This is a genomic window from Flavobacterium sp. (assembly GCF_028689845.1).
GTDB lineage: Bacteria > Bacteroidota > Bacteroidia > Flavobacteriales > Flavobacteriaceae > Flavobacterium.
In genome coordinates, this window is the sequence record NZ_JAQVCH010000001.1 from 17,203 (window position 1) to 43,617 (window position 26,415).

Consider the following 26,415-nt stretch of genomic DNA (forward strand, 5'->3'; position numbering starts at 1 on the left):
GAATTATTTGATGTTCTGTTGAAATATACCTATGCCGATAACTTACAACAGTAATTGCGATTCTCTTCCAGTCGTTGTTGATTGGATTTGTCTAGTACGATTTTGATATTGGCTAGTTCGGGATTTTCGTGAATTTCGTATGGCGTATAAATTTTATGCTTATGGCAAGGTCGGTTATTGTTGTAATCTTCAATAAAGAATTTTAGTTCTTCATAGATTGTAATGGAGAGAATTTCTTTCGATCTAAAGTAATAACTTTTCATGATTTTGTAGGGACCTTCAACGATGGAATTAGAAAACGTAACATCTTTAAGAGCAATTTTCTTGTTGATGTTCACATGGCAGTTTTTTATGAATTCATGAATAGTTTTATTGTTGTTTTCTGTTCCGCCATCAACAATAAGGTCTAACGATTGATTATCAATCGTCACATCAAACTCATTATTTATGGCTCGTTTTACAGTCTCAGTTCTAATTTTAGAACATTTCTTTGTGGAAATATCCCAAGCAATAATTTTTCTTGAGAAGTTATCAACCACGGTATAAATGTAAAAGATAACATTATCCAACGTTTTGTATTGGGAAATATCCATGTGCCAAGTTTCATTTGGATGTAATGCGTTAAATGAACCTTTTTTACGTGGTTTCTTCTCTGGTTTTCTAGCTTGCGAATAACCAAGCTTTCTAGCATATTTATACCATGTGGATTCCGCCATTGAAACTGCACCATCTCGAAGTGCCTTACCCCAAATAGAACGAATACACCAAGTTTTGAATTTCGAATTGTTCATGTATTTTTTCATAACAATGATTTCTTTATTAGAAATTTGTTTGGGTCTTCGTTTAAAACATTGCCCAATAAGTGATTTGTTACAAGCAAATTTTCTATCGGAAAGCCAAAATGAGTATTGGGATTTGGTTATTTGTAAAAAGCGAAGCAAGTCTTTTTTAGCAATAGGAAAATCATCTCCTAAGTTTTCTAGTAAATCAACAAAAATAGTTCGATTGGATTTTATTATTTTTTTAAAGTTTTCTTTTCCAATTAATGTAATGATAGTGATGTATAAGCGACCTAGTTTACCAAAAGCTTTTCTACCGAGAACAAGCCGCTTATCAAGAAATAATTTAGTATCATCTAAACCCTCTTCTATTTGTGAGACAAAATCGGAACCCAAATATTTGTCCGGATTCTCTCTTTTCCAATAATGAGATGTGGAATTGGGAATTGATTCTATAAAAGTTTGTGGAAGAAGTTGCTCCTGAAGTCCTAAAGCAAAACAAGTTTTAACTCCTGTATGGTAGGTATTATAATTCGTTTTCATTTTCTTTTTACAAGATTTATTAAATTTAAATCTTGTTTTTCTCTATGTTTAATATAAAATTTGCGGGCAATCACAATTCGAAAATTCGAATTCAAAATATCAAAACTTTGCTCGGTTCGATGTCCAAGAAGGGTTGATTTTTAGGCTAATATACAAAAAATCAAACAATTGCGGTTCGAGAATTGGTCAAGAGGGGGAGCAGAGAAGAAAAGCCTTCACAGCAATGTGGAGGCTTTTTTGATTTTATTAGGTAACCATTGTTTGGATTTTTGATTGCATGAAATACAACCAAGATTTCTTTAAATTCAATCCTTTACTTTTTTAGAAATATTCTTAAAAATTATTACCGAATAATCATCACTTTTTTAACGGTTGTATCTAAGGCATCATCCGAAGAGATAAAAATCATGTAAACACCTGAAGCTACTCTGTATTTTCCAAAAGCCCATGTATCCCACTCAATGGTTCCTCCTTCAGAAATTTCTTCATGCACTAGATTTCCTTCAATATCTGTAATTTTTATGTTGGCTTTACTGGTTAAACCTGAAATTTTTACCGTTCCTTCAAAACCTGGCCGTACCGGGTTTGGGTAAACATAGGCGTCTTGAAGTGAATCACTGGGCCTTGTCGACGTTCCTTTGAACGAAACCATGCCTTTGGCCGTTGCGATAAAAACTTCACCGCTAACGCCGTTAATTTCGATATCATTAATGACATTGCTAGGCAAAGGCGAATTAGTTGTAGTAAAATGATAAATTGTTTCTTGCCCGTTAGAAGAAAAAAGAAAAACACCAGAATCGGCAGTGCCAATCCATTTTCGGTTTGAGCCATCAACAGCAATATCGGTCACAAATTGGTTAAAAAGCAATTCCTGAGCCAATCCTTCATCGTTAATAATAATTGAGCTGGTTGTAATTTCATCTTGGTTAATAAAACGGTCTACAGACGACACCACTCTGAGTCCTTTTCGCGTTCCAATCCAAAGTTGATTCCGATTATCTATCGCAAGAGCTTGAACAGCTGAAGAAGGTAAATTTCCTTCATTTTGTCCTTCTGTAATTTTGAGTAACTTATTGTTGTAATTTTCATTAAAAGCCAATAATCCTTCGTCTAAAGTGGCTAACCATTTGGTGTTGTTTTTATCAACCACCATTCGGTTATTACTTGTAAACCCACTAATCACATTACTCACCGAAAAGGATTGCCATTGTCCATTTGCTCGAAGCACTTTAAACATATTAGCAATCAATCCGTTTGAAACCCATAAATTTCCATTTTTGTCATATGCCGTTTGTTCCACACGAATATCAGGCCCATAAGCTGGATTTCCTGGGTCGACTAACGATTCTAGACCACTATTGGTTTTGTTGTATAAAACGGTAGCAACATCTTCTTCTAACTTTAATAATCCCGAAAAATAAGAACTTGCATACACTTCTTCTTCCTTGGTTGGATTAACCGTTATCCGGACAATCGATTTAGCTCCTAATAATTCTTCATAAGGAATATTCAACCAAACGTTTTCTGTTAATTTACTGATTCCGTATTCGTCTAGCGGATAAGGATTATTAAACTGAGAATAATCACCATAAGTTGCCCACAGCGTTTCTTTTGGCGTAACTGTAATCGAAAAAATGTTGTTTTTAGCAGGACCTTGTGGCAATAAAATTTCAAAAGCAGTTGGATTTTCTATTGAAGTTTCAACAACACCGTTGTTTGACGTACCAATATAAACAGTAGAACCAATGATGGTGGCACAACTAAAATTGGAATCAATATCAGGAATCATACTGTTTTGAATAGAAAGTGTTTGAGCAAAAGATTCATTTAATACAAAAACCCGTGAAGCTGTTGTAACAATTAAATTCGTGTCTCGACTTCGAATATCTAAGCCAAGTTGGCCTAAATTTAGAACTTCAAAAGCCGTTCCTCCATTAAATCGATAAACTCGATTATTATTATTTATAACGACCAATTGGTCATTAAACGTTACGATTTTCTTCCAATATTCAAAATTAAAAGTTTCCCAAGCGGTAAAGTCAATTAAATTGGGATTGGCTAAACTCGCTTTTTTAATTCCATAATTTAAAGTTACCGCATAAATTTCATTGTTTAAAACGGTAGTTTCTAAAATTTCGGTTTGACCGCCAGTGGGACTGATATAAAAAGTATCGCCAAAGGTCATGTTTGAGAGTTTAAACTCCACTAAACCAAAGTCGCACGAGAGATACAATTTATTTTCATGTTCATAAATGTGGTTAATTCTCTTTTTGTTTTGTGGAATTCCGCCCGTTTGATCTCGAATACCAACCAAAAGCTGAATCGCATCGGTGGCTTCGTTTATCATGAGTAGCAAACCGTTATCATGACCAATAAACGTCCGATTATATTGGGAGCTATGATGAATCGTTGAGATGGTTTGACCCGATAAACCGTCTACGGTATTCAACGTTTTGATATCATTGGTCGTTCTGTTTTTAGAAAAAATAGCCGTTTCACAAGCGGCAAATAAACGGTTGGGCGACTCTGATAAATCCCGCACTTCATTATAGGAAAAATAACCTTTCCAGAGTTGATTTTGAGCTAATCCAATAAAAGAAAAAAGGAAAAAGCCTATAATTGAGAAAAAATATTTCATTGACATCGTAAATTGAAACAAATATAACTAAAACGAGATTAGTACGCTTTTAATATGAATGAATTTGAAAAACTATCGGTTAAAAAAATAATCGGGCAAATAGTACTTTTTATTTTTTTTCTATTTTTTTATCACTTTATTGAATAATGTCTTCAAAACAATAGCTTATAAATCACTTTTTTAATAAATTCGTCTGTTATTTGTACTTATATTTAAGTATTTTTTCAATTTATTTTTATATGTGAATTATGTTTTTATATATTTGTCGAGAATTGATTATAAAATAGATGCAAATGCCCAAATATATTATATTTACCTTATTGCTATTTTTTGGCTTCCAAAATACTGTCTCTGCTCAATTTGGTTTTTCGCATGAAGTGGGTGTTATTGTTGGGCCGATTGCTTTTCAATCAGACTATGGCGTTCGTGGTGACGGGGAAACTAACCTTGGAAACACGGGTTTTGGAATTGGAATTATTCATTATATGAACTTTTCCTATCGGGCAGACTGTAATTGTTATGCAACGCCTACCTATTTTAACGATCATTTTAAATTAAGAAGTGAATTATCTTACAATAAAACAAACCTAGAACATTTTGGAAAATGGGTTGATGATAGTAAAACATCCTTATTTGCTCAACAATTAAGAGCAATGAAAGGAAGTACCGCGGTAACTAACATCGGTATGCAGTTAGAATATTTTCCTTTAAGCATCAGAGAGTTTTCTGCGACACCAGGAAAATTAGGACCTTTTATCAGTTTAGGTGGCCAATTTAGTTATTACAATCCAGAGGCTTATTCTACGCTAGGGCCAGGTCTTGGTGAATTATTAGAAGTTACTCCAACCAAATATATTGATGGTGTTACTAATGATGGCGGTTCTGTATGGTCTGTAGTAGGAAGTGTTGGAACACGTTATAAATTAACTGTGCTTTCTGATTTAATGATTGACTTAAGATGGCAATATTATTTTTCGAATTGGGTTGATGGTTTAAATCCAAATCCAGATGTATATAAAGAAAATAAAGCGAACGACTGGTTGGTTTGGTTAAACTTTGGTTATATTTATTATTTAGATTAATCCCTATTAAAGTAATCCTAAAAAAACCCGTAACGCTAGCGTTACGGGTTTTTTTAGGATTAATTTTATCGAAATGCTTGTTCAATATCGGCAAGTAAATCGGTGATGTCTTCTACACCAACACTCAACCGTACTAAATCATCTGTAATACCAACTGCTTTACGTTTATCGGCAGGAATAGAAGCATGTGTCATTAAGGCTGGATGATTGGCCAATGATTCTACACCGCCTAATGATTCTGCCAAAGTGAAAACTTTCAATTTCTCTAAAAACGAAACCGAATCTTCTTTTTTACCCGATTTAAACGTAAACGAAACCATTCCGCCAAAACCACCAATCATTTGCTTTTTAGCAATAGCATGGTTGGGATGGTTTGGTAAACCAGGATAAAAAACTTGATCTACATCTGGGTGATTACTTAAAAAATCGGCCACTTTCATTCCGTTTTCACAATGCCGTTGTACCCGAAGATGCAATGTTTTAATTCCTCTCAAAACCATATAACTGTCTTGTGGCCCTAAGGTTCCGCCCGTTGCAAACTGAGCAAAATGTAGTTTTTCACCAAGTTCAGCATCTTTCACAATCAAAGCCCCTGCAATAACATCAGAATGTCCTCCTAAATATTTAGTAGCAGAATGCATCACAATATCAGCTCCTAAATCTAACGGTTTTTGCAAATAAGGTGTCGCAAAAGTATTATCAACCGCAAAAAGCAATTTATTTTCTTTCGTAATTTGAGCAATAGCCGTAATATCGGCCAATTTCATCAAGGGATTGGTTGGTGTTTCTACCCAAACCAATTTGGTATTGACGTTGATGAGCGATTTGAAAGTTGTCAAATCGGTCATATCCACAAAATGAAATTTTATTCCGAAATCGGCATAAATTCTAGAAAACATTCGGTAGGTTCCGCCGTATAAATCGTCCATCGCAATCACTTCATCACCAGGCTTTAAGAGTTTTAAAACCGAATCAGTTGCAGCCAAACCTGAAGAAAAAGCTAACCCTCGAACCCCATTTTCAATACTAGCTAACGCATCTTCTAAGGCTTGTCGGGTCGGATTTGCAGCCCTGCTGTATTCGTAATGATTGATGGGAACGCCTGGGCTTTTTTGTGCAAAAGTGGACGTATTATAAACGGGAGGCATTACTGCTCCTGTACTTGGATCATGGTGTTGGCCACCGTGAATTACTTTCGTGTTAAATTTCATCGTTATAAATTTTAGCAAAGATAAGAACTTGAATGCGTGTGAAGAAAGATTCGTGTCATAAGATTTATTTAAAATACATAAAGGCATTGCGAATCTTTACAGATAGTTATTTTTCACAATTAAAATCAGTATTTTTGCAAGATGGAATCGAATAGACAAAAAAAAATAGGAAGCGTTTTACAAAATGATTTAGTAGATATTTTGCAAGGCGAAGTGCGTAAAAATGGGATAACAAATTTAATTATCTCCGTTTCAAAAGTATCCGTAACTACCGATTTATCGGTGGCAAAAGTTTATCTGAGTGTCTTTCCTACAGAAAAAGGAGCAGAAATCATGGCTGCTATTAAATCAAACACCCCTCTAATCAAGCACGATTTATCACAACGCGTCAAATTGCAATTGCGAAAAGTGCCGAATTTAGTATTTTTCATAGACGACTCGTTAGACTATATTGAAAAAATCGACAAAGCCTTAATTGGCGATGAAAATCCGATTGAAAATCCGAATCTTTTAGAACGAAGAAAGAAATCATAGCGTGAAATTTCCACTTTACATAGCCAAACGTTATTTGTTTAGTGGTAGTAAAAACACGGCTATCAACATCATTACTGGCATCGCTTCGGTAGGAATTATTGTAGGAACGATGGCCCTTTTTGTGGTTTTATCTGTTTTTAGCGGTTTACGTGATTTCAGCTTGTCTTTTGCTAATGATTTTGACCCCGATTTAAAAGCCGTAGCCAAAATTGGAAAAACAATCCTTCTTTCTTCGGAACAAGCACAACAAATCAGTGACTTAGAAGGTGTGGCCTCTTTTACTAAAATCATAGAAGAGCGAGCCCTTTTTACCTTTAACGGAAAAGACCAATTAGCCAATATAAAAGGGGTTGATGCCAATTACACTCAGGTTAATCAAGTAGAAAAAACAATTTTTCAAGGGCAATGGCTTGAAGCAGATACCGAGCAAGTGGTGGTTGGCTATGGCATTAGCCAAAAGTTATCCATGGGATTATTTGATTTGGTCAATGTGTTTGAAACGTTTGTACCCAAACCCGGAAAAGGAACCATTGATTCACCAGACGGAGCTTTTAATCGCTCGGTTTTGATTCCTGTTGGGTTTTATTTTATTAATGAAGAATTGAATCAAAAATATGTTTTTGCGAATCTTTCCATCGTGCAAGAACTACTTGATTATCAACCCAATCAAATCTCGGGATTTGAAATTAAACTGCTTCCTAAAGCAGATGAAGCTGCCCTGACGGAAGCAATTCTAGCGATTCTAAACGATACCGTGGTGATAAAAAACAGAGCCCAATTAAACGAATCACTTTATAAAATGCTCAATACGGAGAATTTGGTTCTTTATTTAATCTTTTCGTTGGTTATTGCGGTGACACTTTTTACGTTAATTGGGGCTTTGATCATGATTATTATCGAAAAGAAATCAAACCTGAAAACGCTATTTAATTTAGGAGCCAATTTAAAAGAGTTGCGAAAAATATTTCTTTACCAAGGCTTTTTAATATGCATTCTTGGCGGTTTGGTTGGTTTACTACTTGGAATTATCATCACGCTCGTGCAACAAAAATTTGGTCTGATCATGATAAATGCCAACATGCCTTATCCTGTAAAATTCTCTTTTATAAACGTCTTAGCTGTAATTGGAACAATCACTTCGCTAGGTTTTATCGCTTCGGTCATTGCAAGTAGCCGGGTGAATAAATCGCTTTTGGAATAATTTGGAATAATATTATCTTCCAAGTAATGATAATGAGAAGCCTTTTTTTAACTATTATTTAACATTTATAAAAATATTTTGTGTGTTTTTTTATTTAAATTTACTTTTATTTGATAATAAAATGCTGACTATCAAGCCATACCGCTTTTCGACCCTCGACTAGCGACTTTTATTCTAATCTTCAATAAGAATAAGGTCAAAGATGGTTTTCGTGGGGCTTTACTAGAGTTACCCACGTTAATCAAAAAAACTAGATTTATACATTTATTTTAATCTAAAATTTATTAAATCATGAAAAAACTAAAATATATACCTTTATTATTTATAGCTTTTCTTGCTCTTTTTGCATGTAGCACTAACGAGGAAGCAGTTTCGACTACAAACGTGATTATGCCTGAGAGTGCAAAAGCACCCGAAGTCATCACATTTAAAAACGCTTTGATTGAAAATATTAAAGCTAAGCACGCGGCAAAAGATAAACCAGAGAATAATACAGATAAAATTAAGATTGATGCAGATTTTCTCGAAGCATCTAAATCATTTTTACTTGCAAGCGGCATCTCTCAAATAGAACTTGATTCTAAAGCAAAACAAAATGAAACAGAGATTCAAAAAATGGCTTTAGCCTTATTAGCTCAAAAAACTGCGGCAATCTATAACAATTAAATCCAAAAAAAAATGAAAAAATTAATTTTTACCCTCGTTTTATTTTGGGGTTTACAAACTTTTGCCCAAAAAACGGTTTATATATACAATTTTTCTAGCTACAATATAGAAATTGGTGAAATAACAACCAAACCAAACACTGGTACTTATCCATCATATACAAGTGTTTATGAAGCCACTTCTACTTCGGGACCAAGTTTGCTTCCGGTACCATCTGGTACTACATATATAATAGAGAACCCTGTTGTCTCACGGTTTCCATTTTACTCCTCAACAAGTGTTCCTGCAATTAAGAAATGGAGAAGATACACTAGTGCAAGCACTTCTGGAATTATTACAAGTTTAAACTTAAATAATAGCCTAGCCAACACCCAAAATTTTAAAAATATAAAATTTCAGGTACTTGCAGCTAATGGAAGTGTTATTGGCGGTGCTACCTTATCTGATTCTATGGATTTATATGAAAATTCATTTATAATAGCATTTTATGAATTTGACTCCTCTACTGGTACAACTTCAATTACTATAATTGACCTTTAATTTGATTATGTCAAGGAAAATAAATTATTTTCCTTGACATATCTAAAATATGAAAATATGAAAATAATAATACATAGCATTACTTTTCTATTTACTTTATACCTTACTGCTCAACCCAACTACATCAGAACATTAGGAACCTATTATGGGGATGACACCATGGTTATTCGTGATAGTGCCATGGACAGCAATGGTAATATTGTTATTTTTGGGAATATTAATATTACAGAAAACACAACTCAGTTTACTTTCTCCACATCAAATGCTCATCAACAAACTTTTGCTGGAGGAATATCTGATTGTTTTCTTGCAAAATTCACGCCTTTAGGCACTATACTTTGGGCAACCTATTTTGGCGGAGAAAATGAAGATAGAGCAAATAATGTCTCTATTGATTATTTAGACAATATAATACTTATTGGCACAACTAAAAGCTCCACTGGAATTGCAACCTTGGAGTCATTTCAACCTAATTTAAATGGATATACGGATCAATTTATCTCAAAATTTAATACAAACGGCATGTTGTTATGGAGTACATACTTTGGTGCTAATGATACAAGTGATTTTCCCATTTTAGATGAGTCCTCAGGAACCTTAGGTTATTCTAGTACTGCGATTAACAACAATGGTGAGATTTTCGCACTCATAAAAAATTCTTTACTCACTAATATGTCAACACAAGGTGTATTTCAAGAATTCAACACACACAATAATGGCTCAATGATTGTTAAGTTTAATTCAACTGGGGAAAGAATTTGGGCTACTTATTATGGAATTAACCTATCGCATGCCTATAATATTCAATGTGATAATGATGGTGTTTATGTGCTTGGACAAACTAATGACTGTCCTCCACTAGAACTTAATTCCTACTTTTCAAGCGATAGTGCCTTTCAACCAAGTCCCTCAAGTTGCGCAGATTTGTTTATTTCGAAATTTCATGCAGATCATGGCACGAGGGAATGGAGCACGTATTATGGTGGACTAAGTAAAGAATTTTTATTTAAAAAGAGTCTGAAAATACATAAAAACCATTTATATATTGCTGGAATAACAAGTAGTCTTACAAACATTACTACCCCAAATAGTTATTTACCAACCAAAGCAAATGGGACAACTTTTTTTTTCTCAAAATTTACAACTTATGGAGAACAAGTTTGGGGAACATATTACTATGATCCATCCATTGGCTCTATACCTTCTGCCATGCAACACATAGGTATTACTGCTTTTGATGATTATTTATACGTTTTTGGTAAAACCGAATTTGCTACAAATTTTACAACCGAAAACAGTTACCAAGAAATTTATAGTGGCGGCAGTGATGGTTTTCTTTTAAAATTCACAACAGATGGTGAACGTGATTGGGCAACTTATTTTGGCGGCTGGAGTGAAGATCGAGTGGATAATGTATTGTTTAAAGACGATGCTATTTTTTTATTGGGCATGACAAAAAGCGTTCAGAATATTTCAACTCAAAATGGTATACAACCCACTTTATTAAATTATGGCGACCCGAATCTTGGTGCACCAAGCAATATTTTTATTTCTAAGTTAGAACCAAATATATTATCATTACAAGAAAACAAAAGAAATACAGTTTCTGTTTATCCAAATCCTAATAACGGTAGTTTTACTCTTGTTTTACCAATTGAATCCGAAGCTGAAATAGAAGTTTTTGATATTTTAGGAAAAAAAATGTTCCAACAAAAAGTATTTACAAACCAAACTATTTCTACAAATAATTGGTCAAAAGGAATTTATTTAGCTAAAATAACAAGTGGTAACAGCATTTTTGAAACGGTTAAAATTGTGGTGGAGTGACAAAAAATAAAAAAAAGGGGCAAAAAAATCATTTAAAAATTTCTTGCCCCCACATTTATTTCTGTATAATAAGTACCTCTAAACCACCTGATAATCAGCATAAACAGCAGAAATCTCATCAAAAATAGCCAATAAAGCCATCGCTCCGTCGGTAGTAACTAACTTTTGTTTGTATTCTTTGAATCCGTGAATACCTTTGAAGTAATTGGTATAATGACGACGCATTTCGAAGATGCCAACGCGTTCGCCTTTCCATTCCATCGACCAAATGAGGTGATTTCTAGCGGCTTCGATGCGGTCTTTCATGGTTGGTTCGGGCAAATGCTCTCCGGTTTTGAAATAATGCTTGATTTCTTTAAAAATCCACGGATAACCAATGGCTGCACGACCAATCATCATGCCATCTAATCCGTATTTATCTCGGTATTCTAATGCTTTTTCTGGCGAATCAATGTCGCCGTTTCCAAAAATAGGCATCGTAATTCTCTGGTTGTTTTTTACGCGGGCAACGTGTGACCAATCGGAATGTCCTTTATACATTTGGGCACGCGTGCGAGCATGAACGGTTAAAGCTTGCACGCCAATGTCTTGCAATCGCTCGGCCACCTCATCAATATTGATGGAATTTTCATCCCAACCCAATCGGGTTTTTACGGTAACCGGAAGATTGGTTCCTTTGATAACGGCTTTCGTAAGTCTAACCATCAAATCAACATCTTTTAAAACGCCTGCTCCTGCTCCTTTACACACTACTTTTTTAACTGGACAACCAAAGTTAATATCGACTAAATCGGGTTGTACCGCTTCCACAATTCGAGAAGACATCTCCATTGCTTCTTCATCGCCACCAAAAATTTGGATGCCAACGGGACGTTCATAATCAAAAATATCAAGTTTCATTTTGCTTTTCATTGCATCACGAATCAAACCTTCGGACGAAATAAATTCTGAATACATCAAATCGGCTCCGTGCAATTTGCATAATCGACGAAACGGCGGATCACTCACATCTTCCATTGGGGCAAGAAGTAAAGGAAAATCAGGTAATATGATGTTTCCGATTTTTGGCATTTGAATTAATTTTTTTGCAAAAATACTAATTTTTGTTGGTTTCAAGTTTAAGGTTTCAAGTTTCAATCCTAAAAATCAAAACTTTGCTTTATATTTGCACACAATTCTGTACTGAGCAGTGTTTGCGTTAGGGATGGGAGCGGCATCCTTTTGTGGAGCTTGCGGAACAAAAGATAGAGCGTACAGCCCGACCCTTGTGGGAACGCCCCGAAAAAATCAGGGTAAACCAAAAAAATTGAATTAAACGAAGATGAAGAACATACGAAATTTTTGCATTATTGCTCACATTGACCACGGAAAAAGTACGCTGGCCGACCGACTATTGGGTGCTACCCAAACGGTAACCGCTCGTGAAGAAAAAGCCCAGTTGCTAGACAGCATGGATTTGGAACGTGAACGCGGGATTACGATTAAAAGTCACGCCATCCAGATGGAATATGAATATCAAGGTGAGAAATATATTTTAAACTTGATTGACACCCCTGGACACGTTGATTTTTCGTATGAAGTCTCTCGGTCAATCGCTGCCTGCGAAGGAGCTTTGTTGATTATTGATGCGGCTCAAAGCATTCAAGCTCAAACGATTTCGAATTTATATTTAGCGTTAGAAAATGACTTGGAAATTATTCCAGTGTTGAATAAAGTGGATTTACCAAGTGCTAATCCAGAAGAAGTAAGTGATGATATTATCGATTTGCTAGGCTGTAAATTAGAAGATATTATTCATGCTTCGGGTAAAACTGGCTTTGGTGTTGAGAATATTTTAGCGGCGATTATTGAAAAAATTCCGCCTCCAAAAGGAAACAAAGACGAACCGTTACAAGCCTTAATTTTTGACTCTCACTACAATCCGTTTAGAGGAATTGAAGTTATTTTTAGAGTAAAGAATGGCGAGATTAAAAAAGGGCAGAAGATTAAATTCATGGCAACGGGCAATGAATATTATGCAGATGAAGTAGGCACTTTAAAGCTGAATCAAGTTCCAAAAAACGTAATTTCGACTGGCGATGTTGGTTATTTAATTTCGGGTATCAAAGAAGCGAAAGAAGTAAAAGTAGGCGATACGATTACTGATGCCAAAACGCCAACAACCAATATGATTACTGGTTTTGAAGATGTAAAACCGATGGTTTTTGCTGGAATTTATCCAGTTGACACCGAAGATTATGAAGATTTACGTGCTTCAATGGAAAAATTGCAATTAAACGATGCTTCATTAGTATTTGCTCCAGAAAGTTCTGCCGCTTTAGGTTTTGGTTTCCGTTGTGGATTTTTAGGCATGTTGCATTTAGAAATCATTCAAGAACGATTAGAACGCGAATATGATATGACTGTGATTACAACAGTTCCCAACGTTTCCTATTTAGCGTATACCAAAAAAGAGCCAGAAGTTGGTTTTGTGGTTAACAATCCTTCCGATTTGCCAGAACCTTCTAGGCTTGACCGAGTAGAAGAACCTTATATTAAAGCCACTATCATTACCAAAGCTGATTTTGTTGGAAATGTAATGGGTTTATGTATCGAAAAACGCGGTGTCATTACCAATCAAACGTATCTTACCACTGAACGAGTGGAATTAAATTTTGATATGCCCTTGGCAGAAATTGTATTTGATTTTTATGATCGATTGAAAACAGTTTCTAAAGGATATGCTTCTTTTGACTATTCGCCAATTGGCATGCGAACTTCAAAATTAGTTCGATTAGATGTGTTATTAAATGCTCAAAACGTAGATGCTTTATCGGCTTTAATTCACGAAGACAATGCGTACAACATTGGCAAAAAAATGTGTGAGAAATTACGTGAATTGATTCCGAGACAACAGTTTGATATTCCGATTCAAGCGGCCATTGGGGCAAAAATTATTGCCAGAGAAACGATAAAAGCCTTGCGAAAAGATGTTACGGCCAAATGTTATGGTGGCGATATTTCACGTAAACGAAAACTATTGGAAAAGCAGAAAAAAGGAAAAAAACGAATGCGTCAAGTTGGAAACGTAGAGATTCCACAAGAGGCGTTTATGGCTGTATTGAAGTTGAATGATTAGGAAATAAGTTACTGAGGAAAAATACATGAGAACCCAATGACGAAAGTTGTTGGGTTTTTTTTGAATGTTTTTTTAAGAATATCTTCTGAAAATTGCCCACGGTTTTAACCGTGGAAACTATAAAAAATACAGCTATCATCTTACTCTCAAATCATCCCATGGAAAAAACTGTGGGAAAAATTTAAAAAAAATTTGATGTTCTAGCGATTATATCGTTTTGAACACAATTAATTACATCCAAAAAGAGTTAATGCTATTAAATTCAATTTCTTTCAAAACCTTCGTACCTTTGTGGTTCGAAAAAATAAACGCATGTTAGAAGACAAATCATCGCCCCGCACCTCCATCGCTCAATTGGGAGAATTTGGTTTAATAGACCATTTAATCACGAAATTTACAGTCAAAAATTCGTCAACCCTTATGGGAATTGGCGATGATGGAGCAGTAGTAGATTTTGGCACCAAAAAAACAGTAGTATCAACCGATTTATTGATTGAAGGCGTCCATTTTGATTTGGCCTATATGCCACTCAAACACTTAGGTTATAAAGCTGTTGTGGCGAACCTATCCGATATATGTGCCATGAATGCCAAACCAACGCAAATAACCGTCTCTGTGGCTGTTTCTAGTCGGTTTCCACTAGAAGCTTTAGAGGAATTATTTGATGGCATTGCAATTGCTTCTGAAGTTTATCAAGTAGAAGTAATTGGTGGCGACACTACTTCTTCACAAAAAGGACTAATCATTTCGATTACGGCATTGGGCGAAGCTCAAACGGACGAACTTGTTTATAGAACTGGAGCTCAAGAAAATGATTTGATAGTTGTTACTGGAGATATTGGTGCTGCGTATATGGGTTTACAAGTATTAGAACGCGAAAAACAAGTGTTTCAGGTTAATCCAAAAAACCAACCCGATTTAGAGCCTTATACGTATTTAATAGAAAGACAATTAAAACCAGAAGCTCGAACAGATATTCGGGAGTTGTTAGAAAAACTAGAGGTTAAACCAACTTCCATGATTGATATTTCGGATGGCTTATCTTCTGAAATTATGCATATTTGCAAACAATCAAACAAAGGTTGTTCTATATATGAAGAAAAACTGCCGTTAGACCCACAATTAATATCAGTTTGTGAGGAATTCAACATCGACAGCACAACCGTAGCCATCAATGGTGGTGAAGATTATGAATTGCTCTTTACAATTGCTTTAGAAGATTTTGATAAAATCAAAGCCAATCCAAATCTTACCGTTATCGGACATATTAATCAAGAAGCGGAAGGCATGCATTTAATTACGCGAGCAAATCAAAAGATTGAATTAAAGGCAAGAGGTTGGAATGCTTTAAGCGAATAAAAATTATACTTATATCATAAAAAAAGCGATACATTGGGGTGTATCGCTTTTTTTAAAACCTTCTTTTTTTAATTTTTTAGTCGACTTTTAAATAGTTCTTTCGTTGGGGCAAAAGGGTGGTATTTCATGTTCTATTCGACTAATATCGTTCTCGGGTCAATATTTTAATAATAAATGATTACTTGTTTATTGATACTGTAAAGATATATCGACTTATAGTTTCATCAAATACGGTTTTACACAGAAAGCATTACGGTTTTACGCTTTTTTGATTGCGGTTTCCCGTAAATTCATATTCAATAAATCCACAAAAAAAGCAATAGCTTTTGAACTATTGCTTGAAGATTTCTTGGAGCGACCAATAAAAATGTCTTGGGACTACAAAAGACAGTGCTTAAATCGGTTTACTCATTTTCCGAAAAACAAAAAAGGTATTTAACTAACTCGATGTAAAAATAAACTGATTTTCAATACTTTGCTTACGGTTAACCACAAATTTAGCTGCGGTTTTACTCCAATTTGATTACGGTCAAAAATAAAAAAAGGATTGACTAAATCAACCCTTTGTTTTTTGCTTCGCTAATTAGCTCAATATCACTACTGGCTTTTACGTTTAAAATTTCTTTTAAATTCAATTTTCTTTTTTCAATTGCACTTAACGACAGCGGAACATAAGTTGGCAAATCTTTTGTTTTTACTCCTTTTGACAAATGAAACAAAATTTGTTTGTCAAAATCATCTACTTGAAGATTTTCATATTGGGATTGACTAACAAATTTAACCACTGTTTGACTATAATAATTGTCATCATTTAAAATTTTATTAAAAGCCAATAGCAATTCATCAAACGTCAAATCGTTTTTAATGATAAGTCCGTTCGGATTAATTTCTTTGATTATAGAATTAATTTTGATTAACTCTGTATGCATCGTCAATAAAATAATTTTACATTTTGGCATTTCTTTTCGAAGTAATTTTGCCAAATCCTCACCAGACATGATATTTTTTTCCTCATAAGGCGGCATACTAATGTCTAGAAAAGCGATGTCAAAAGGCTGTTCAGCCGACATAATTGTTTCATAAGCCGACTTACAATTGTTTGCTTGCGTGGTGGTATATTCAAAATTATTGGCACTATAGCTTTTTAAAGCATTTTTGTAAGCTTCTATAATAAACGGATGGTCGTCAACAATAATAATTTGGTAGTTTTTAGACATAATGTGGTAGTAGATTATTATTCAATAGGTATATCGATGGTTATACTTGTTCCTTTTCCTTTTTTTGATTTTATTTCAAATGTTCCCTGACACGAAGTTACACGAGATTCTATATTTTGCAAACCAATTCCTTTACTTTTTTTATCAACATCAAATCCAACACCATCATCAAGTATGGTTAAATGAATATTTTCAGCATCTTTAATTAAATTGACTGAAACATTTTTAGCAAAGGCGTATTTATTAATATTCTGTAATGATTCTTGAATAATTCGGTACACATTAATTTTAACATCATTATTAATTTTGTCCCAATTAAAAGAAGAATCTATTTTATATAGTAATAATCTATCTTCAGACAAAACTTTCTGCTCTTCCAATAAATTTGTTAAAATGGCTACAAAGTTATTAATTAAAGCAAACTTTTCTCTACTCAATTCATGTGAAATTTCTCGAATATCTTGTTCAATATTTTTCAATTCTGAAATATAGTGATTTCTTCCATCAATTGCTTGTTCATCACTTTTTTTGTTTAAGCTATCAAGGTTTAGACGAGCTCCAAATAAACGCCCTAACACGCCATCATGAAGCTCTTGTCCGATACGTTGTTTTTCTTTTTGAATAACATCATCTAATTGTTTTTGCTGACTCAACATCAAGGCATAAATTTCCTCATTAGCTCTCTGTTGGGCTTCACGAAGCTTAAAACGGGCATTTCTATTTTTCTGATCACGAATTATATATAATAACACCACAATAAAAAAGGCTAATAAAGTGAAAAGAATAATATTTCTATTCTGAATAGTTAATTGCTCCTTTTGTCTTTTAATTTCATCAGTTTCAAATTCAATTCTGGCAAATTTCTCGCTTACTTTTCGTTCTGTTTGAATTAAAGTATCGCTCAAACTCACGTATTGTTTAGAATAGTAATTGCTTTTTTCTGTTTCTACATTACCTAGCTGCTTCAATGTCAACAATTGATGCCCAATACTGTTTGACTGAAGTGCAAGATTGTGAGCCTCTACCGCATAGCTTAAAGCACTGTCTTTTTGTTTCATATCATTGTAATATTCGGAAAGGTGAATTTTACTAACGATTATCCCAGTTACTACGTTTAAACTATCTCTGATTTTTAAGGCTTGGTAAAATGAATTAGGCAGGTCAGAAAAATCATTAACCTTTAATTTAGCATGAGATAAATTATCCAAAACCATCGCGTATAAAGCAGTATCATCCTTTTTTAAATTAGGTTCTTTATAAGCAAGATTAAAGTTGATAAAAGCATCCTCAAACTCATTTTTATTTTTATAAATTAAACCTATGTTGTTGAGGGTGCTCGCTTTGCGTTGTAGAAATTTGGGGATTTCATTTTTTTCAACAATCGCAAGGGCTTTTCTATGAAAATCAATAGCATTATCATAATCACCTAACTCCGTTAAAGACATCCCAATTAAACTAAGGGCCTGATATTCTAAATAACTGTCTTTACCCAAACGCAAAAACTTCATCGCAATATAGGCGGAATTTTCAGCTCCTCGAAAATCCCGATTATTAAATTGAATTTCTGCTTTATTGAGGTACATTTCCCCTATATTCAAGTTGTCTTTAAGCTTTAGGTATTCTTTTTCTGCTTGGTTATAATACAAATAAGCACTATCACTTTTGACTACTTTTTTATAGTAATCTCCCAAAAAAGAGTAAGATCTTGCCAAGTTGAGTGTGTCGTCTACTTGTTGAGCTAAAAGCTTAATTTTTTCAGAGGTTTTTCTAAAATCTTCAAATTTATTTAGATTAAAATAGCGGATAGCTACTCTGAGGTAATTTTTCCGATTAGTAGAATCATTAGGAAGTGCTTCAACAATAGAAAGTGCTTTTGTATTATTTTTATAACGTTCACTAAAATTAAGGTTATCGTCAAAGGCATTGTCCAAAAAGAGAGAAAGAGAATCTTGCTTATTTTCTTTGTCTGATAGATTGTTCTTATTATCTGAACAAAAGGTCAAAAAAACGAATGCAAATGCTAATAAGAAGGTTTTCTTTTTCAATTTTTCTAGGTTAAGACTAGTCAAATATAAATAAAAAAAAAGACTACTTTTAAAAGTAGTCTTAAATATATTTTTGTTTGAATTTGTGAATTACACTAAATCTCTCTTTTTTGATGGACTAGTTGAATATTCTCCTGTTTCTGTAACCATTACTAAATCTCTTTTCTTAGAAGGACTAGTTGAATACTCTCCAGTATCATTTGTAGAGTCAGCAGAGAATAATAAATCTCTCTTTTTTGATGGACTAGTTGAATATTCTCCTGTTTCTGTAGCCATCACTAAATCTCTCTTCTTAGATGGACTAGTTGAATACTCTCCAGTTTCTGTAGCCATCACTAAATCTCTCTTTTTTGATGGACTAGTTGAATACTCTCCAGTTTCGCTTGTTGCCTCATTTGTAATTAAAAGGTCTCTTTTCTTTGATGGGCTAGTTGAATATTCTCCTGTTTCTGTAGCCATCACTAAATCTCTTTTCTTAGATGGGCTAGTTGAATACTCTCCAGTTTCCATTAATTGTGGTTCGTCATTAGCAATGTTCTTATTAGTAAAATCTGTCGATGTTACAGAAGCGAACATAAATAAACCTAAAAATGCGAATAATGTCTTCATATTATAATAGTTTTTAGTTTTTGTTTTAATTTTTTGGTGCAATCTTAAATAGTGTGGCAATTTCATGAGCTGAGAGATGGTTGCCAAACGTGGACATTTCTCATTCACGGTGTAAAAATATATCGCATCTCTTATTACACCAATAAAATAAAGGGATGAATGGTAGATGTCATCCTTTCGGTTGTAGAATGCAATAAAATCTTGGTGGAATACCTTCTTTTAAATATCTTTAAAATTAGTGCCCGCTAGTTGGACAATAAGTTGCTCTACCTTCTCTTTGTAGCCCTTAGAAAACGGAAGTTGGGTTTTCGAGTTTTTAATGTAGCAAACCGTATTTCCAGTGTGAACTCTGGAAACAAAGTTTTTATTAACGATATAGCTGTTATGAATCCGAAAGAAGTTTTCAGGTAAATTTTCTTCAAAATATTTTAATGTTTTAAAAGCAATAATCACTTCTCCATTTTTCATAGTGATATCCGTTGAGTTATTGTCTGCTTTTAAAAAAGCAATTTCATCCAATTCTAAAAATCGATAATCGCCGTAGGATTTAATACAAATTAAATTGCGTTCTACTTCTTCTTTTGGAACAATAGCACGAATCGAAAGCTCTGATAGCGACTTAATTTCAGCTAAAATAGGTTCTAGTTCCATCGTCTTAGATTCTTTTGGCAATTGTTCTAAAAGCACTTCAGAAAGTTGCTTTACAATAATTTCAGTATTTAATGTTTCTTTTTTAGCACTCCCTAATTCTAAAATTGCCTCTTTTAACCCCGAAATTTCATTTTTCAACTGAACTAGCCATTCTTCTTGATTTGGCTGAGTTTGAATCGGTAAGGTGTGTAATGAAAGAGATGAGTTTGAACGCTCTTCCGGAAGATTCTCTTTTTCTTCCAAAATATTCGATGGTGTTTCTTGTAATATTCTAGGTTTCGGATTTAATCGAATAACAGGAATATCGTTTGTTTTTTCAAATCGTAATACTGCTTTTCGTACCTCACTAACCGCAAACGGTTTAAGTAGAAAGTCCAAAACATCAAATTTTAACGCATCGAATGCCTTTGAAGCATCGTGGGAAATTGCAATCACTTGTGGTATTTTTTTTAAATACCGATGTAATTCGTTGATAAACAATAAAGAAAGACCAGAAGCAGACGAAATTGGATTAATTTCTAGAAAAATAAAATCGGGTTGGTGTTCTAACACAAGATTCAAAGCATCATCATACTGTGTAGCTGAGCCTAAAAGTGTAAAATTTGAAAAACCTTCCATAACGGACTGTATTTTCAAAATACTTTTAGTATCATCATCAAGAATGAGATATGAATAATTCATAAACCTATCAAATCTGTTAATTAAAACGTAGGGTGCACCAACAACCTTTTGTTTTAGTTTCTATATTAAGCTGATTTGTAGGTTATTAGATTAAAATTTGGGGATATTTTAAACTTTAACAATTTTAATTATAATAATTTAATAAAACAGGGACTAATTATTATAATTATTAACAAACATAAGTTAAAAACACACTTGGAAATGTAAATTTTCTTGCTTTTCGACAAGTTGCAAAATACACCGATAAAAAACTTAATCCCTTTAAATTTGAATCTAAAATCAGCAATTGTTAAAATTGAAAACACTTTATAAAAGTTGGTTTACTAATTGTTATTTTCGCAAAAAAATAATCTTATGAAAAAATTATTCTTACTACTACTTTGTCTTTTGAGTTTAAATTTATTTGCACAAGAAGAGGGAAAATCAAGTTTTAAAAGAAACGAAATCAAAGGAAACGCCTTATTTTTAGTATTAGGCACTTTTGAAGCAACTTATGAACGTTTAATTAATGAAGAATCGGGGTTTGGAATTTCTTTACACGTTCCGTTTACGAACGATTCAGATATTAATTTTTCGGTAACCCCTTATTATAGGTTCTATTTTGGGAAAAAACCTGCTGCAGGCTTTTTTGTTGAAGGTTTTGGGATGCTGAATCAAGTAGATGATTATATTTATGATTACAACAGTAATTTTGAAGATAAAAATGAAACCATCACCGATTTTGCTTTTGGTTTAGGGCTTGGCGGAAAATGGATTACGAATCGAGGAGTGATTTTTGAAATTAACGCTGGAGTTGGACGAAATTTATTTAGCGAGTACAATGAAAACCGCGATTACGAGTTTATCGGTCGAGGTGGAATTACAGTTGGATATCGGTTTTAAAAGCTATTGTTTTAAAACAAAAAATCCCAATTTTTAAGATTGGGATTTTTGTTTTTATTACATTTTCATCAGCCAGTTTCGCATGGAAACTTCGTTTTGTATAATTTCGCGTAAAGCAGAAATAGCAACTCTATCTTGTTTCATCGAATCTCGATGGCGAATCGTAACGGTTTTATCTTCTGCAGTTTGATGATCTACCGTAATGCAAAAAGGCGTTCCTAAGGCATCTTGTCTTCGATAACGTCTTCCTACGGCATCTTTCTCATCGTAAGCCACATTAAAATCCCATTTTAATTCTTCCATGATTTTTTTGGCAATGTCTGGTAAACCGTCCTTTTTGACCAAAGGCAAAATAGCTGCTTTTGTTGGAGCCAAAACAGAGGGCAAACGCAATACCGTTCGTGTTGAACCATCTTCTAAGGTTTCTTCTTTTAATGAATTAGAGAAAACTGCCAAAAACATACGATCTAATCCAACGGATGTTTCTACCACATAAGGAACATAATTTTTATTTTCTTCTGTATCAAAATATTGCAGTTTTTTTCCGGAAAACTGTTCATGTGCTTTTAAATCAAAATCGGTTCGCGAATGAATTCCTTCTAATTCTTTAAATCCAAAAGGGAAATTAAATTCAATATCGGCTGCTGCATTGGCATAATGAGCTAATTTTTCATGGTCATGAAAACGATAATTTTTTTCGCCTAAACCAAGGGACAAATGCCAGTTTAAACGAGTTTCTTTCCAGTATTCATACCATTTCATCTCTTCGCCTGGTTTTACAAAAAACTGCATTTCCATTTGTTCAAATTCTCGCATTCTAAAAATAAATTGGCGAGCCACAATTTCATTACGGAAAGCTTTTCCTGTTTGGGCAATTCCAAACGGAATTTTCATTCGTCCTGATTTTTGTACATTCAAAAAATTGACAAAAATACCTTGTGCTGTTTCTGGTCTGAGGTATAAATCCATAGCAGAATCGGCTGAAGCTCCTAATTTTGTGCCAAACATTAAGTTAAACTGGCGGACTTCTGTCCAATTTCTGGAGCCTGATTCCGGACAAGCAATTTCTAATTCTTCAATTAATGCTTTTACATCGGCCAAATCTTCATTCCCTAACGAACGAGCCATTCGCTCCAAAATTTCGCGTTGTTTGGCTTTATATTCCATCACACGAGCATTGGTTGTAACATATTGTCCTTCGTCAAAAGAATCGCCAAAACGTTCTCTCGCTTTATCAATTTCTTTTTGAGCTTTTTGATTTAATTTTTCGGCATAATCCTCAATTAAAACGTCTGCTCGATATCTTCGTTTCGAATCTTTGTTGTCAATTAACGGGTCGTTAAACGCATCAACGTGACCAGACGCCTTCCATGTAGTTGGATGCATAAAAATAGCGGAGTCAATTCCCACAATATTTTCGTGCATTTGCACCATCGATTTCCACCAATATTCTCTAATGTTTTTCTTTAGTTCCACCCCGTTTTGAGCATAGTCATAAACTGCACTCAATCCGTCGTAAATTTCACTGGATTGAAAAATAAATCCGTACTCTTTTGCGTGTGAAATTACGTTTTTAAATAAATCTTCTTGTTTTGCCATAATGATGCAAAAATATAAAAAGTGAAGAGATAAGCGAGCATGTTATGAAAGTTTTAAAAAAAATGTAATTTTAAAGCCTAGTTGCGTTCTTTACTTTAATAAACCGCTCAATTATGCTGAAAGATTTACTTAATTTATTGTTTCCAAAGGTTTGTATGGCTTGCCGCGACGTCTTGCTAGCAAATGAGAATACAATTTGTGCTAGTTGTCGACATGAATTGCCCTTAACAAACCATGTAGAAACAGCATCAAATGAACTTAAACAGAAATTTTACGGGCGGCTTTCGCTTGAACATGCTTCTGCATTATTATATTTTCATAAAAAAGGATTGGTTCAAGAATTAATCCATCAATTAAAATACAAAAACAAACAAGAAATTGGTCATTTTTTAGGAGAATGGTATGCTTTTGATTTAAAATCAATTCATGAACAACATCATTTTGATGCGATAATTCCAGTTCCACTTCATCGAAAAAGAAAAATAGAACGCGGTTATAACCAGTTAACTACATTTGGTCAAGCACTCTCCAAATCATTAGAAGTACCGTTATGCGAAAATATTCTACATCGAGATAGTTATGCCGTAACTCAAACTAAAAAGAGTTTTCTAGATAGAATTGATTCCTCTAAAACGATTTTTGATGTGGAATTTACAGCAGAAGACCATCACAAACACTTTTTACTGATTGACGATGTAATGACAACAGGAGCTACTTTAGAAAAATGTGGCAAAGCACTCTTAAAAATTCCTGGAGCAAAATTAAGTATTGTCTGTATGGCTTACACGCATTGATTAACATAAACAAAATCCTAAAAGATTTTATTTGCTTGAAATATAATTGTTATTTTGCTACTTGAAATAAAGTCATTTTACATGAGAATTTTTATCCTATTTATACTTTCCATCTTACTAACTAGTTGTGCCAAAAGAGGAACAATCACCGGTGGATTGAAAGATTCTATTCCACCAATCATGAAAATGAGTGAGCCAAAGAATTTTTCGACTGAATTTACGGGAAATAAAATCAAGCTTTATTTTGACGAATACATCAAGTTAAAAGACATCAATAAACAGTTGATTGTTTCGCCACCGATGAAAAATAAGCCTGTAATTTCTCCAACCTCAGCCACTAAAGTGCTCACGATAACCTTGAAAGACACCCTTTTGCCAAACACTACTTATAGTTTCAATTTTGGCCAAAGTATTCAAGACAATAACGAAGGAAATCCGTATCAGCAATTTAAATATATTTTTTCAACGGGAACGTATATTGATTCCTTGCAATTAGTGGGTCAAATAAAAGATGCTTTCAGTAAAAAAGTAGACAATTTTGTATCGGTAATGCTCTATGAACGCAATGAAACCTTTTATGATTCAATTGTTTACAAAGAAGTGCCTCGTTATGTAACCAATACGTTAGACAGTTTAAAAACCTTTCAATTAGACAACTTAAAAGCAGGAAGTTACTTATTAGTTGCAATGAAAGATGTGAACAATAATAATAAGTTTGATCCCAAAACAGATAAAATTGCATTTCATAATGAAGTTGTGACCATTCCGGATAGTGCTGCTTATGAATTAGAATTGTTTAAGGAGGAATTACCCTTTAAACCCATTCGTCCCTCACAAGCGGCTGGAAATCGTATTTTATTAGGATATGAAGGCAAAGCAAAAGCGGTAAAACTTACGCTTCGAAACGGAAACGAAGTCATTCCCTCCGTAATTACACCATTTGAGAAAAAAGATTCCCTTCAAATATGGTTTAAACCAGTCAAAGCAGATTCACTTTCGCTTCATGTTAATTACAACAATCTTGAAAAAGAATATACCGTAAAATATAGCAAACAAAAAACAGATTCTTTACAAATTAGTCCTACTCAAACGAGCGTTTTACATTTAGGCGATCAATTCAGATTAAAAAGTAGCGTGCCGATTAGCAAAATAAATCCTGAAAAAATTTCTATAATGAATAAGGATTCAATTCAAGTGGCATTTACTTCTTTTTATGATGAGGAAAATCAGCAAATTGAAATAGATTTTAAGAAGGAACCGCTCCAAAAGTATAAATTCACCCTTCTAAAAGGGGCTTTGACGGATATAATTGAACGTGAAAACGATTCGGTTGTGTTTACACTCGGCACAAAGAATGTGAGCGATTACGGAAATTTACGCCTAAACTTAGAAGGAGTCAAATCGTTTCCAATTATAGTAGAACTCACCAATGCAAAAGGCGATGTGCAAGCTTCTGCCTATTCGGAAGGAGAAACAACCCTTGATTTTACTTTTCTGCAACCCAATTTATTTACGATTCGGATTATTTATGATACCAATAAAAATAAAATTTGGGATACCGGAAGTTATTTAGAAAAACGACAAACCGAAGAAGTTCGTTATTTTCCAACGGAGATTGATGTACGAGCAAATTGGGATGTAGACCAAACGCTCAAATTAGGTGGAGGTTGATTAACTTTTTAATTCAAAATCATCTCTATCGAATAAAAACTTGAATTTTTTTCGATTTTTTAGGAGTTTTCTTTGGTCTAAAGTTGCCAAAAAAACACCTTCTTCTTCGGTTGGTTCAACAATACAATTTCCTAATTCATCTATGGCTTGCGAATGTCCGATGTATTCGTGTTTGTTCATATCCATTCCAATTCGGTTTACGCCAATGACAAAACTCATGTTTTCTATGGCTCTCGCTTTTAATAAAACATCCCAAGCGGCAATTCGTGTTTTTGGCCAATTAGCTACATAAATTAGTAAATCATAGTCTTCTACATTACGAGCAAATACTGGAAAACGCAAATCATAGCAAATTTGTAAACAAATTTTCCAACCCATGAATTTAATGATTTTTTTTGTTGTGCCGGGTTGGTATATTTTATCTTCACCAGCCAGCGTAAACAAGTGTTTTTTATCGTAATACTCCATTTCTCCCGAAGGAAAAGCAAAAATCATTCGGTTATAAAACTGTTCTTTTTCAAATATGATGATACTTCCGGTAATAGCACATTTTCTTTTGGTAGCGATGGTTCTCATCCAAGAAACGGTTTCACCATTCATGGTTTCAGCAGAAATAAAAGGTTCCATTGTAAAACCAGAAGAGAACATTTCGGGCAATACAAAAAGATTAACCTCTTCCTCTATCGCCATTATTTTTTCTTGAAAATATAAAATATTGGCAATCGGATTATCCCAAACAATCGGTGCTTGAATCAGGGCAATGTTCAT

The 26,415-nt window shown here is 33.9% G+C and carries 21 protein-coding genes; 11 read left to right on the top strand and 10 right to left on the bottom strand.

What is annotated here, in order from left to right; all coding sequences use genetic code 11:
* Positions 1 to 29: 29 nt before the first annotated feature.
* A complete protein-coding gene (locus PHR76_RS00075; protein ID WP_300056942.1) occupies positions 30 to 1,322 on the bottom strand; it encodes a DDE-type integrase/transposase/recombinase in 1,293 nt (430 codons plus the stop codon).
* Positions 1,323 to 1,665: 343 nt separating this feature from the next.
* Positions 1,666 to 3,960 (bottom strand): two-component regulator propeller domain-containing protein, encoded by a 2,295-nt coding sequence (locus tag PHR76_RS00080; protein WP_300056945.1) that lies wholly within the window; start codon positions 3,958 to 3,960, stop codon positions 1,666 to 1,668.
* 293 nt (positions 3,961 to 4,253) lie between these two features.
* Between PHR76_RS00080 and PHR76_RS00085 the strand changes: the two genes are divergently transcribed.
* On the top strand, positions 4,254 to 5,042 hold the full coding sequence (locus PHR76_RS00085) for a glutamate dehydrogenase (protein ID WP_300056948.1): 789 nt from the start codon (positions 4,254 to 4,256) through the stop codon (positions 5,040 to 5,042).
* Positions 5,043 to 5,107: 65 nt separating this feature from the next.
* Here the strand turns inward: PHR76_RS00085 and PHR76_RS00090 are convergent, their stop codons facing one another.
* Positions 5,108 to 6,253 carry a cystathionine gamma-synthase gene (locus tag PHR76_RS00090; RefSeq protein WP_300056951.1) on the bottom strand — a complete coding sequence of 382 codons (1,146 nt, stop codon included), beginning with the start codon at positions 6,251 to 6,253 and terminating at the stop codon, positions 5,108 to 5,110.
* A 141-nt stretch (positions 6,254 to 6,394) separates the two neighbouring features.
* On the opposite strand from PHR76_RS00090, the gene rbfA reads away from it, so the two are divergent.
* From rbfA to PHR76_RS00115, 5 genes are all read left to right on the top strand, one after another.
* Positions 6,395 to 6,787 carry a 30S ribosome-binding factor RbfA gene (rbfA, locus tag PHR76_RS00095; protein ID WP_300056954.1) on the top strand — a complete coding sequence of 131 codons (393 nt, stop codon included), beginning with the start codon at positions 6,395 to 6,397 and terminating at the stop codon, positions 6,785 to 6,787.
* A 1-nt stretch (position 6,788) separates the two neighbouring features.
* Entirely contained in the window at positions 6,789 to 7,988 is a 1,200-nt protein-coding gene (locus PHR76_RS00100) for an FtsX-like permease family protein (RefSeq protein ID WP_300056957.1), read from the top strand.
* 291 nt (positions 7,989 to 8,279) lie between these two features.
* On the top strand, positions 8,280 to 8,654 hold the full coding sequence (locus PHR76_RS00105) for a hypothetical protein (protein ID WP_300056960.1): 375 nt from the start codon (positions 8,280 to 8,282) through the stop codon (positions 8,652 to 8,654).
* 12 nt (positions 8,655 to 8,666) lie between these two features.
* The gene (locus tag PHR76_RS00110; RefSeq protein WP_300056963.1) at positions 8,667 to 9,194 is read left to right on the top strand and encodes a hypothetical protein; all 528 of its coding nucleotides are present in this window, start codon (positions 8,667 to 8,669) and stop codon (positions 9,192 to 9,194) included.
* Between the two features lie 57 nt (positions 9,195 to 9,251).
* On the top strand, positions 9,252 to 11,021 hold the full coding sequence (locus tag PHR76_RS00115; RefSeq protein WP_300056966.1) for a T9SS type A sorting domain-containing protein: 1,770 nt from the start codon (positions 9,252 to 9,254) through the stop codon (positions 11,019 to 11,021).
* Positions 11,022 to 11,099: 78 nt separating this feature from the next.
* On the opposite strand, the gene dusB is transcribed toward PHR76_RS00115, so the two are convergent.
* The gene (dusB, locus tag PHR76_RS00120; protein WP_300056968.1) at positions 11,100 to 12,092 is read right to left on the bottom strand and encodes a tRNA dihydrouridine synthase DusB; all 993 of its coding nucleotides are present in this window, start codon (positions 12,090 to 12,092) and stop codon (positions 11,100 to 11,102) included.
* A 250-nt stretch (positions 12,093 to 12,342) separates the two neighbouring features.
* Here dusB and lepA point away from each other — a divergent pair, with 250 nt between their 5' ends.
* Together lepA and thiL are read left to right on the top strand one after the other, a co-directional pair.
* Positions 12,343 to 14,139 (top strand): translation elongation factor 4, encoded by a 1,797-nt coding sequence (gene lepA, locus PHR76_RS00125; RefSeq protein ID WP_300056971.1) that lies wholly within the window; start codon positions 12,343 to 12,345, stop codon positions 14,137 to 14,139.
* A 312-nt stretch (positions 14,140 to 14,451) separates the two neighbouring features.
* Positions 14,452 to 15,498 (top strand): thiamine-phosphate kinase, encoded by a 1,047-nt coding sequence (thiL, locus tag PHR76_RS00130; protein ID WP_300056973.1) that lies wholly within the window; start codon positions 14,452 to 14,454, stop codon positions 15,496 to 15,498.
* 551 nt (positions 15,499 to 16,049) lie between these two features.
* Here the strand turns inward: thiL and PHR76_RS00135 are convergent.
* From PHR76_RS00135 to PHR76_RS00150, 4 genes are all read right to left on the bottom strand, one after another.
* Positions 16,050 to 16,715: a response regulator gene (locus PHR76_RS00135; RefSeq protein WP_300056975.1), complete on the bottom strand. Its 666-nt coding sequence runs from the start codon at positions 16,713 to 16,715 to the stop codon at positions 16,050 to 16,052.
* A 17-nt stretch (positions 16,716 to 16,732) separates the two neighbouring features.
* Positions 16,733 to 18,760: a tetratricopeptide repeat-containing sensor histidine kinase gene (locus tag PHR76_RS00140; protein WP_300056977.1), complete on the bottom strand. Its 2,028-nt coding sequence runs from the start codon at positions 18,758 to 18,760 to the stop codon at positions 16,733 to 16,735.
* Between the two features lie 90 nt (positions 18,761 to 18,850).
* Positions 18,851 to 19,369: a hypothetical protein gene (locus tag PHR76_RS00145; RefSeq protein ID WP_300056979.1), complete on the bottom strand. Its 519-nt coding sequence runs from the start codon at positions 19,367 to 19,369 to the stop codon at positions 18,851 to 18,853.
* 219 nt (positions 19,370 to 19,588) lie between these two features.
* Positions 19,589 to 20,701: a response regulator transcription factor gene (locus PHR76_RS00150; protein ID WP_300056981.1), complete on the bottom strand. Its 1,113-nt coding sequence runs from the start codon at positions 20,699 to 20,701 to the stop codon at positions 19,589 to 19,591.
* A 354-nt stretch (positions 20,702 to 21,055) separates the two neighbouring features.
* Here PHR76_RS00150 and PHR76_RS00155 point away from each other — a divergent pair, with 354 nt between their 5' ends.
* Positions 21,056 to 21,583, top strand: coding sequence for a DUF3575 domain-containing protein (locus tag PHR76_RS00155; protein ID WP_300056983.1), 528 nt, complete (start codon positions 21,056 to 21,058; stop codon positions 21,581 to 21,583).
* A 57-nt stretch (positions 21,584 to 21,640) separates the two neighbouring features.
* On the opposite strand, the gene PHR76_RS00160 is transcribed toward PHR76_RS00155, so the two are convergent.
* Positions 21,641 to 23,182, bottom strand: a complete 1,542-nt coding sequence (locus PHR76_RS00160) for a glycine--tRNA ligase (RefSeq protein WP_300056985.1) — start codon at positions 23,180 to 23,182, stop codon at positions 21,641 to 21,643.
* A 113-nt stretch (positions 23,183 to 23,295) separates the two neighbouring features.
* On the opposite strand from PHR76_RS00160, the gene PHR76_RS00165 reads away from it, so the two are divergent.
* Both PHR76_RS00165 and PHR76_RS00170 read left to right on the top strand, forming a co-directional pair.
* Positions 23,296 to 23,976, top strand: coding sequence for a double zinc ribbon domain-containing protein (locus tag PHR76_RS00165; protein ID WP_300056988.1), 681 nt, complete (start codon positions 23,296 to 23,298; stop codon positions 23,974 to 23,976).
* 81 nt (positions 23,977 to 24,057) lie between these two features.
* Positions 24,058 to 25,647 carry an Ig-like domain-containing protein gene (locus tag PHR76_RS00170; RefSeq protein ID WP_300056990.1) on the top strand — a complete coding sequence of 530 codons (1,590 nt, stop codon included), beginning with the start codon at positions 24,058 to 24,060 and terminating at the stop codon, positions 25,645 to 25,647.
* Here PHR76_RS00170 and PHR76_RS00175 read toward each other — a convergent pair whose 3' ends face one another.
* Positions 25,648 to 26,415: a nitrilase family protein gene (locus PHR76_RS00175; RefSeq protein ID WP_300056992.1), complete on the bottom strand. Its 768-nt coding sequence runs from the start codon at positions 26,413 to 26,415 to the stop codon at positions 25,648 to 25,650.

Bases quoted from the DNA above. Each gene is read 5' to 3' on its own strand.
- PHR76_RS00075 (WP_300056942.1), bottom strand. From the start codon at position 1,322: ATGAAAACGAATTATAATACCTACCATACAGGAGTTAAAACTTGTTTT.
- PHR76_RS00080 (WP_300056945.1), bottom strand. From the start codon at position 3,960: ATGAAATATTTTTTCTCAATTATAGGCTTTTTCCTTTTTTCTTTTATT.
- PHR76_RS00085 (WP_300056948.1), top strand. From the start codon at position 4,254: ATGCCCAAATATATTATATTTACCTTATTGCTATTTTTTGGCTTCCAA.
- PHR76_RS00090 (WP_300056951.1), bottom strand. From the start codon at position 6,253: ATGAAATTTAACACGAAAGTAATTCACGGTGGCCAACACCATGATCCA.
- rbfA (WP_300056954.1), top strand. From the start codon at position 6,395: ATGGAATCGAATAGACAAAAAAAAATAGGAAGCGTTTTACAAAATGAT.
- PHR76_RS00105 (WP_300056960.1), top strand. From the start codon at position 8,280: ATGAAAAAACTAAAATATATACCTTTATTATTTATAGCTTTTCTTGCT.
- PHR76_RS00110 (WP_300056963.1), top strand. From the start codon at position 8,667: ATGAAAAAATTAATTTTTACCCTCGTTTTATTTTGGGGTTTACAAACT.
- PHR76_RS00115 (WP_300056966.1), top strand. From the start codon at position 9,252: ATGAAAATAATAATACATAGCATTACTTTTCTATTTACTTTATACCTT.
- dusB (WP_300056968.1), bottom strand. From the start codon at position 12,092: ATGCCAAAAATCGGAAACATCATATTACCTGATTTTCCTTTACTTCTT.
- lepA (WP_300056971.1), top strand. From the start codon at position 12,343: ATGAAGAACATACGAAATTTTTGCATTATTGCTCACATTGACCACGGA.
- thiL (WP_300056973.1), top strand. From the start codon at position 14,452: ATGTTAGAAGACAAATCATCGCCCCGCACCTCCATCGCTCAATTGGGA.
- PHR76_RS00135 (WP_300056975.1), bottom strand. From the start codon at position 16,715: ATGTCTAAAAACTACCAAATTATTATTGTTGACGACCATCCGTTTATT.
- PHR76_RS00145 (WP_300056979.1), bottom strand. From the start codon at position 19,369: ATGAAGACATTATTCGCATTTTTAGGTTTATTTATGTTCGCTTCTGTA.
- PHR76_RS00150 (WP_300056981.1), bottom strand. From the start codon at position 20,701: ATGAATTATTCATATCTCATTCTTGATGATGATACTAAAAGTATTTTG.
- PHR76_RS00155 (WP_300056983.1), top strand. From the start codon at position 21,056: ATGAAAAAATTATTCTTACTACTACTTTGTCTTTTGAGTTTAAATTTA.
- PHR76_RS00160 (WP_300056985.1), bottom strand. From the start codon at position 23,182: ATGGCAAAACAAGAAGATTTATTTAAAAACGTAATTTCACACGCAAAA.
- PHR76_RS00165 (WP_300056988.1), top strand. From the start codon at position 23,296: ATGCTGAAAGATTTACTTAATTTATTGTTTCCAAAGGTTTGTATGGCT.
- PHR76_RS00170 (WP_300056990.1), top strand. From the start codon at position 24,058: ATGAGAATTTTTATCCTATTTATACTTTCCATCTTACTAACTAGTTGT.
- PHR76_RS00175 (WP_300056992.1), bottom strand. From the start codon at position 26,415: ATGAACATTGCCCTGATTCAAGCACCGATTGTTTGGGATAATCCGATT.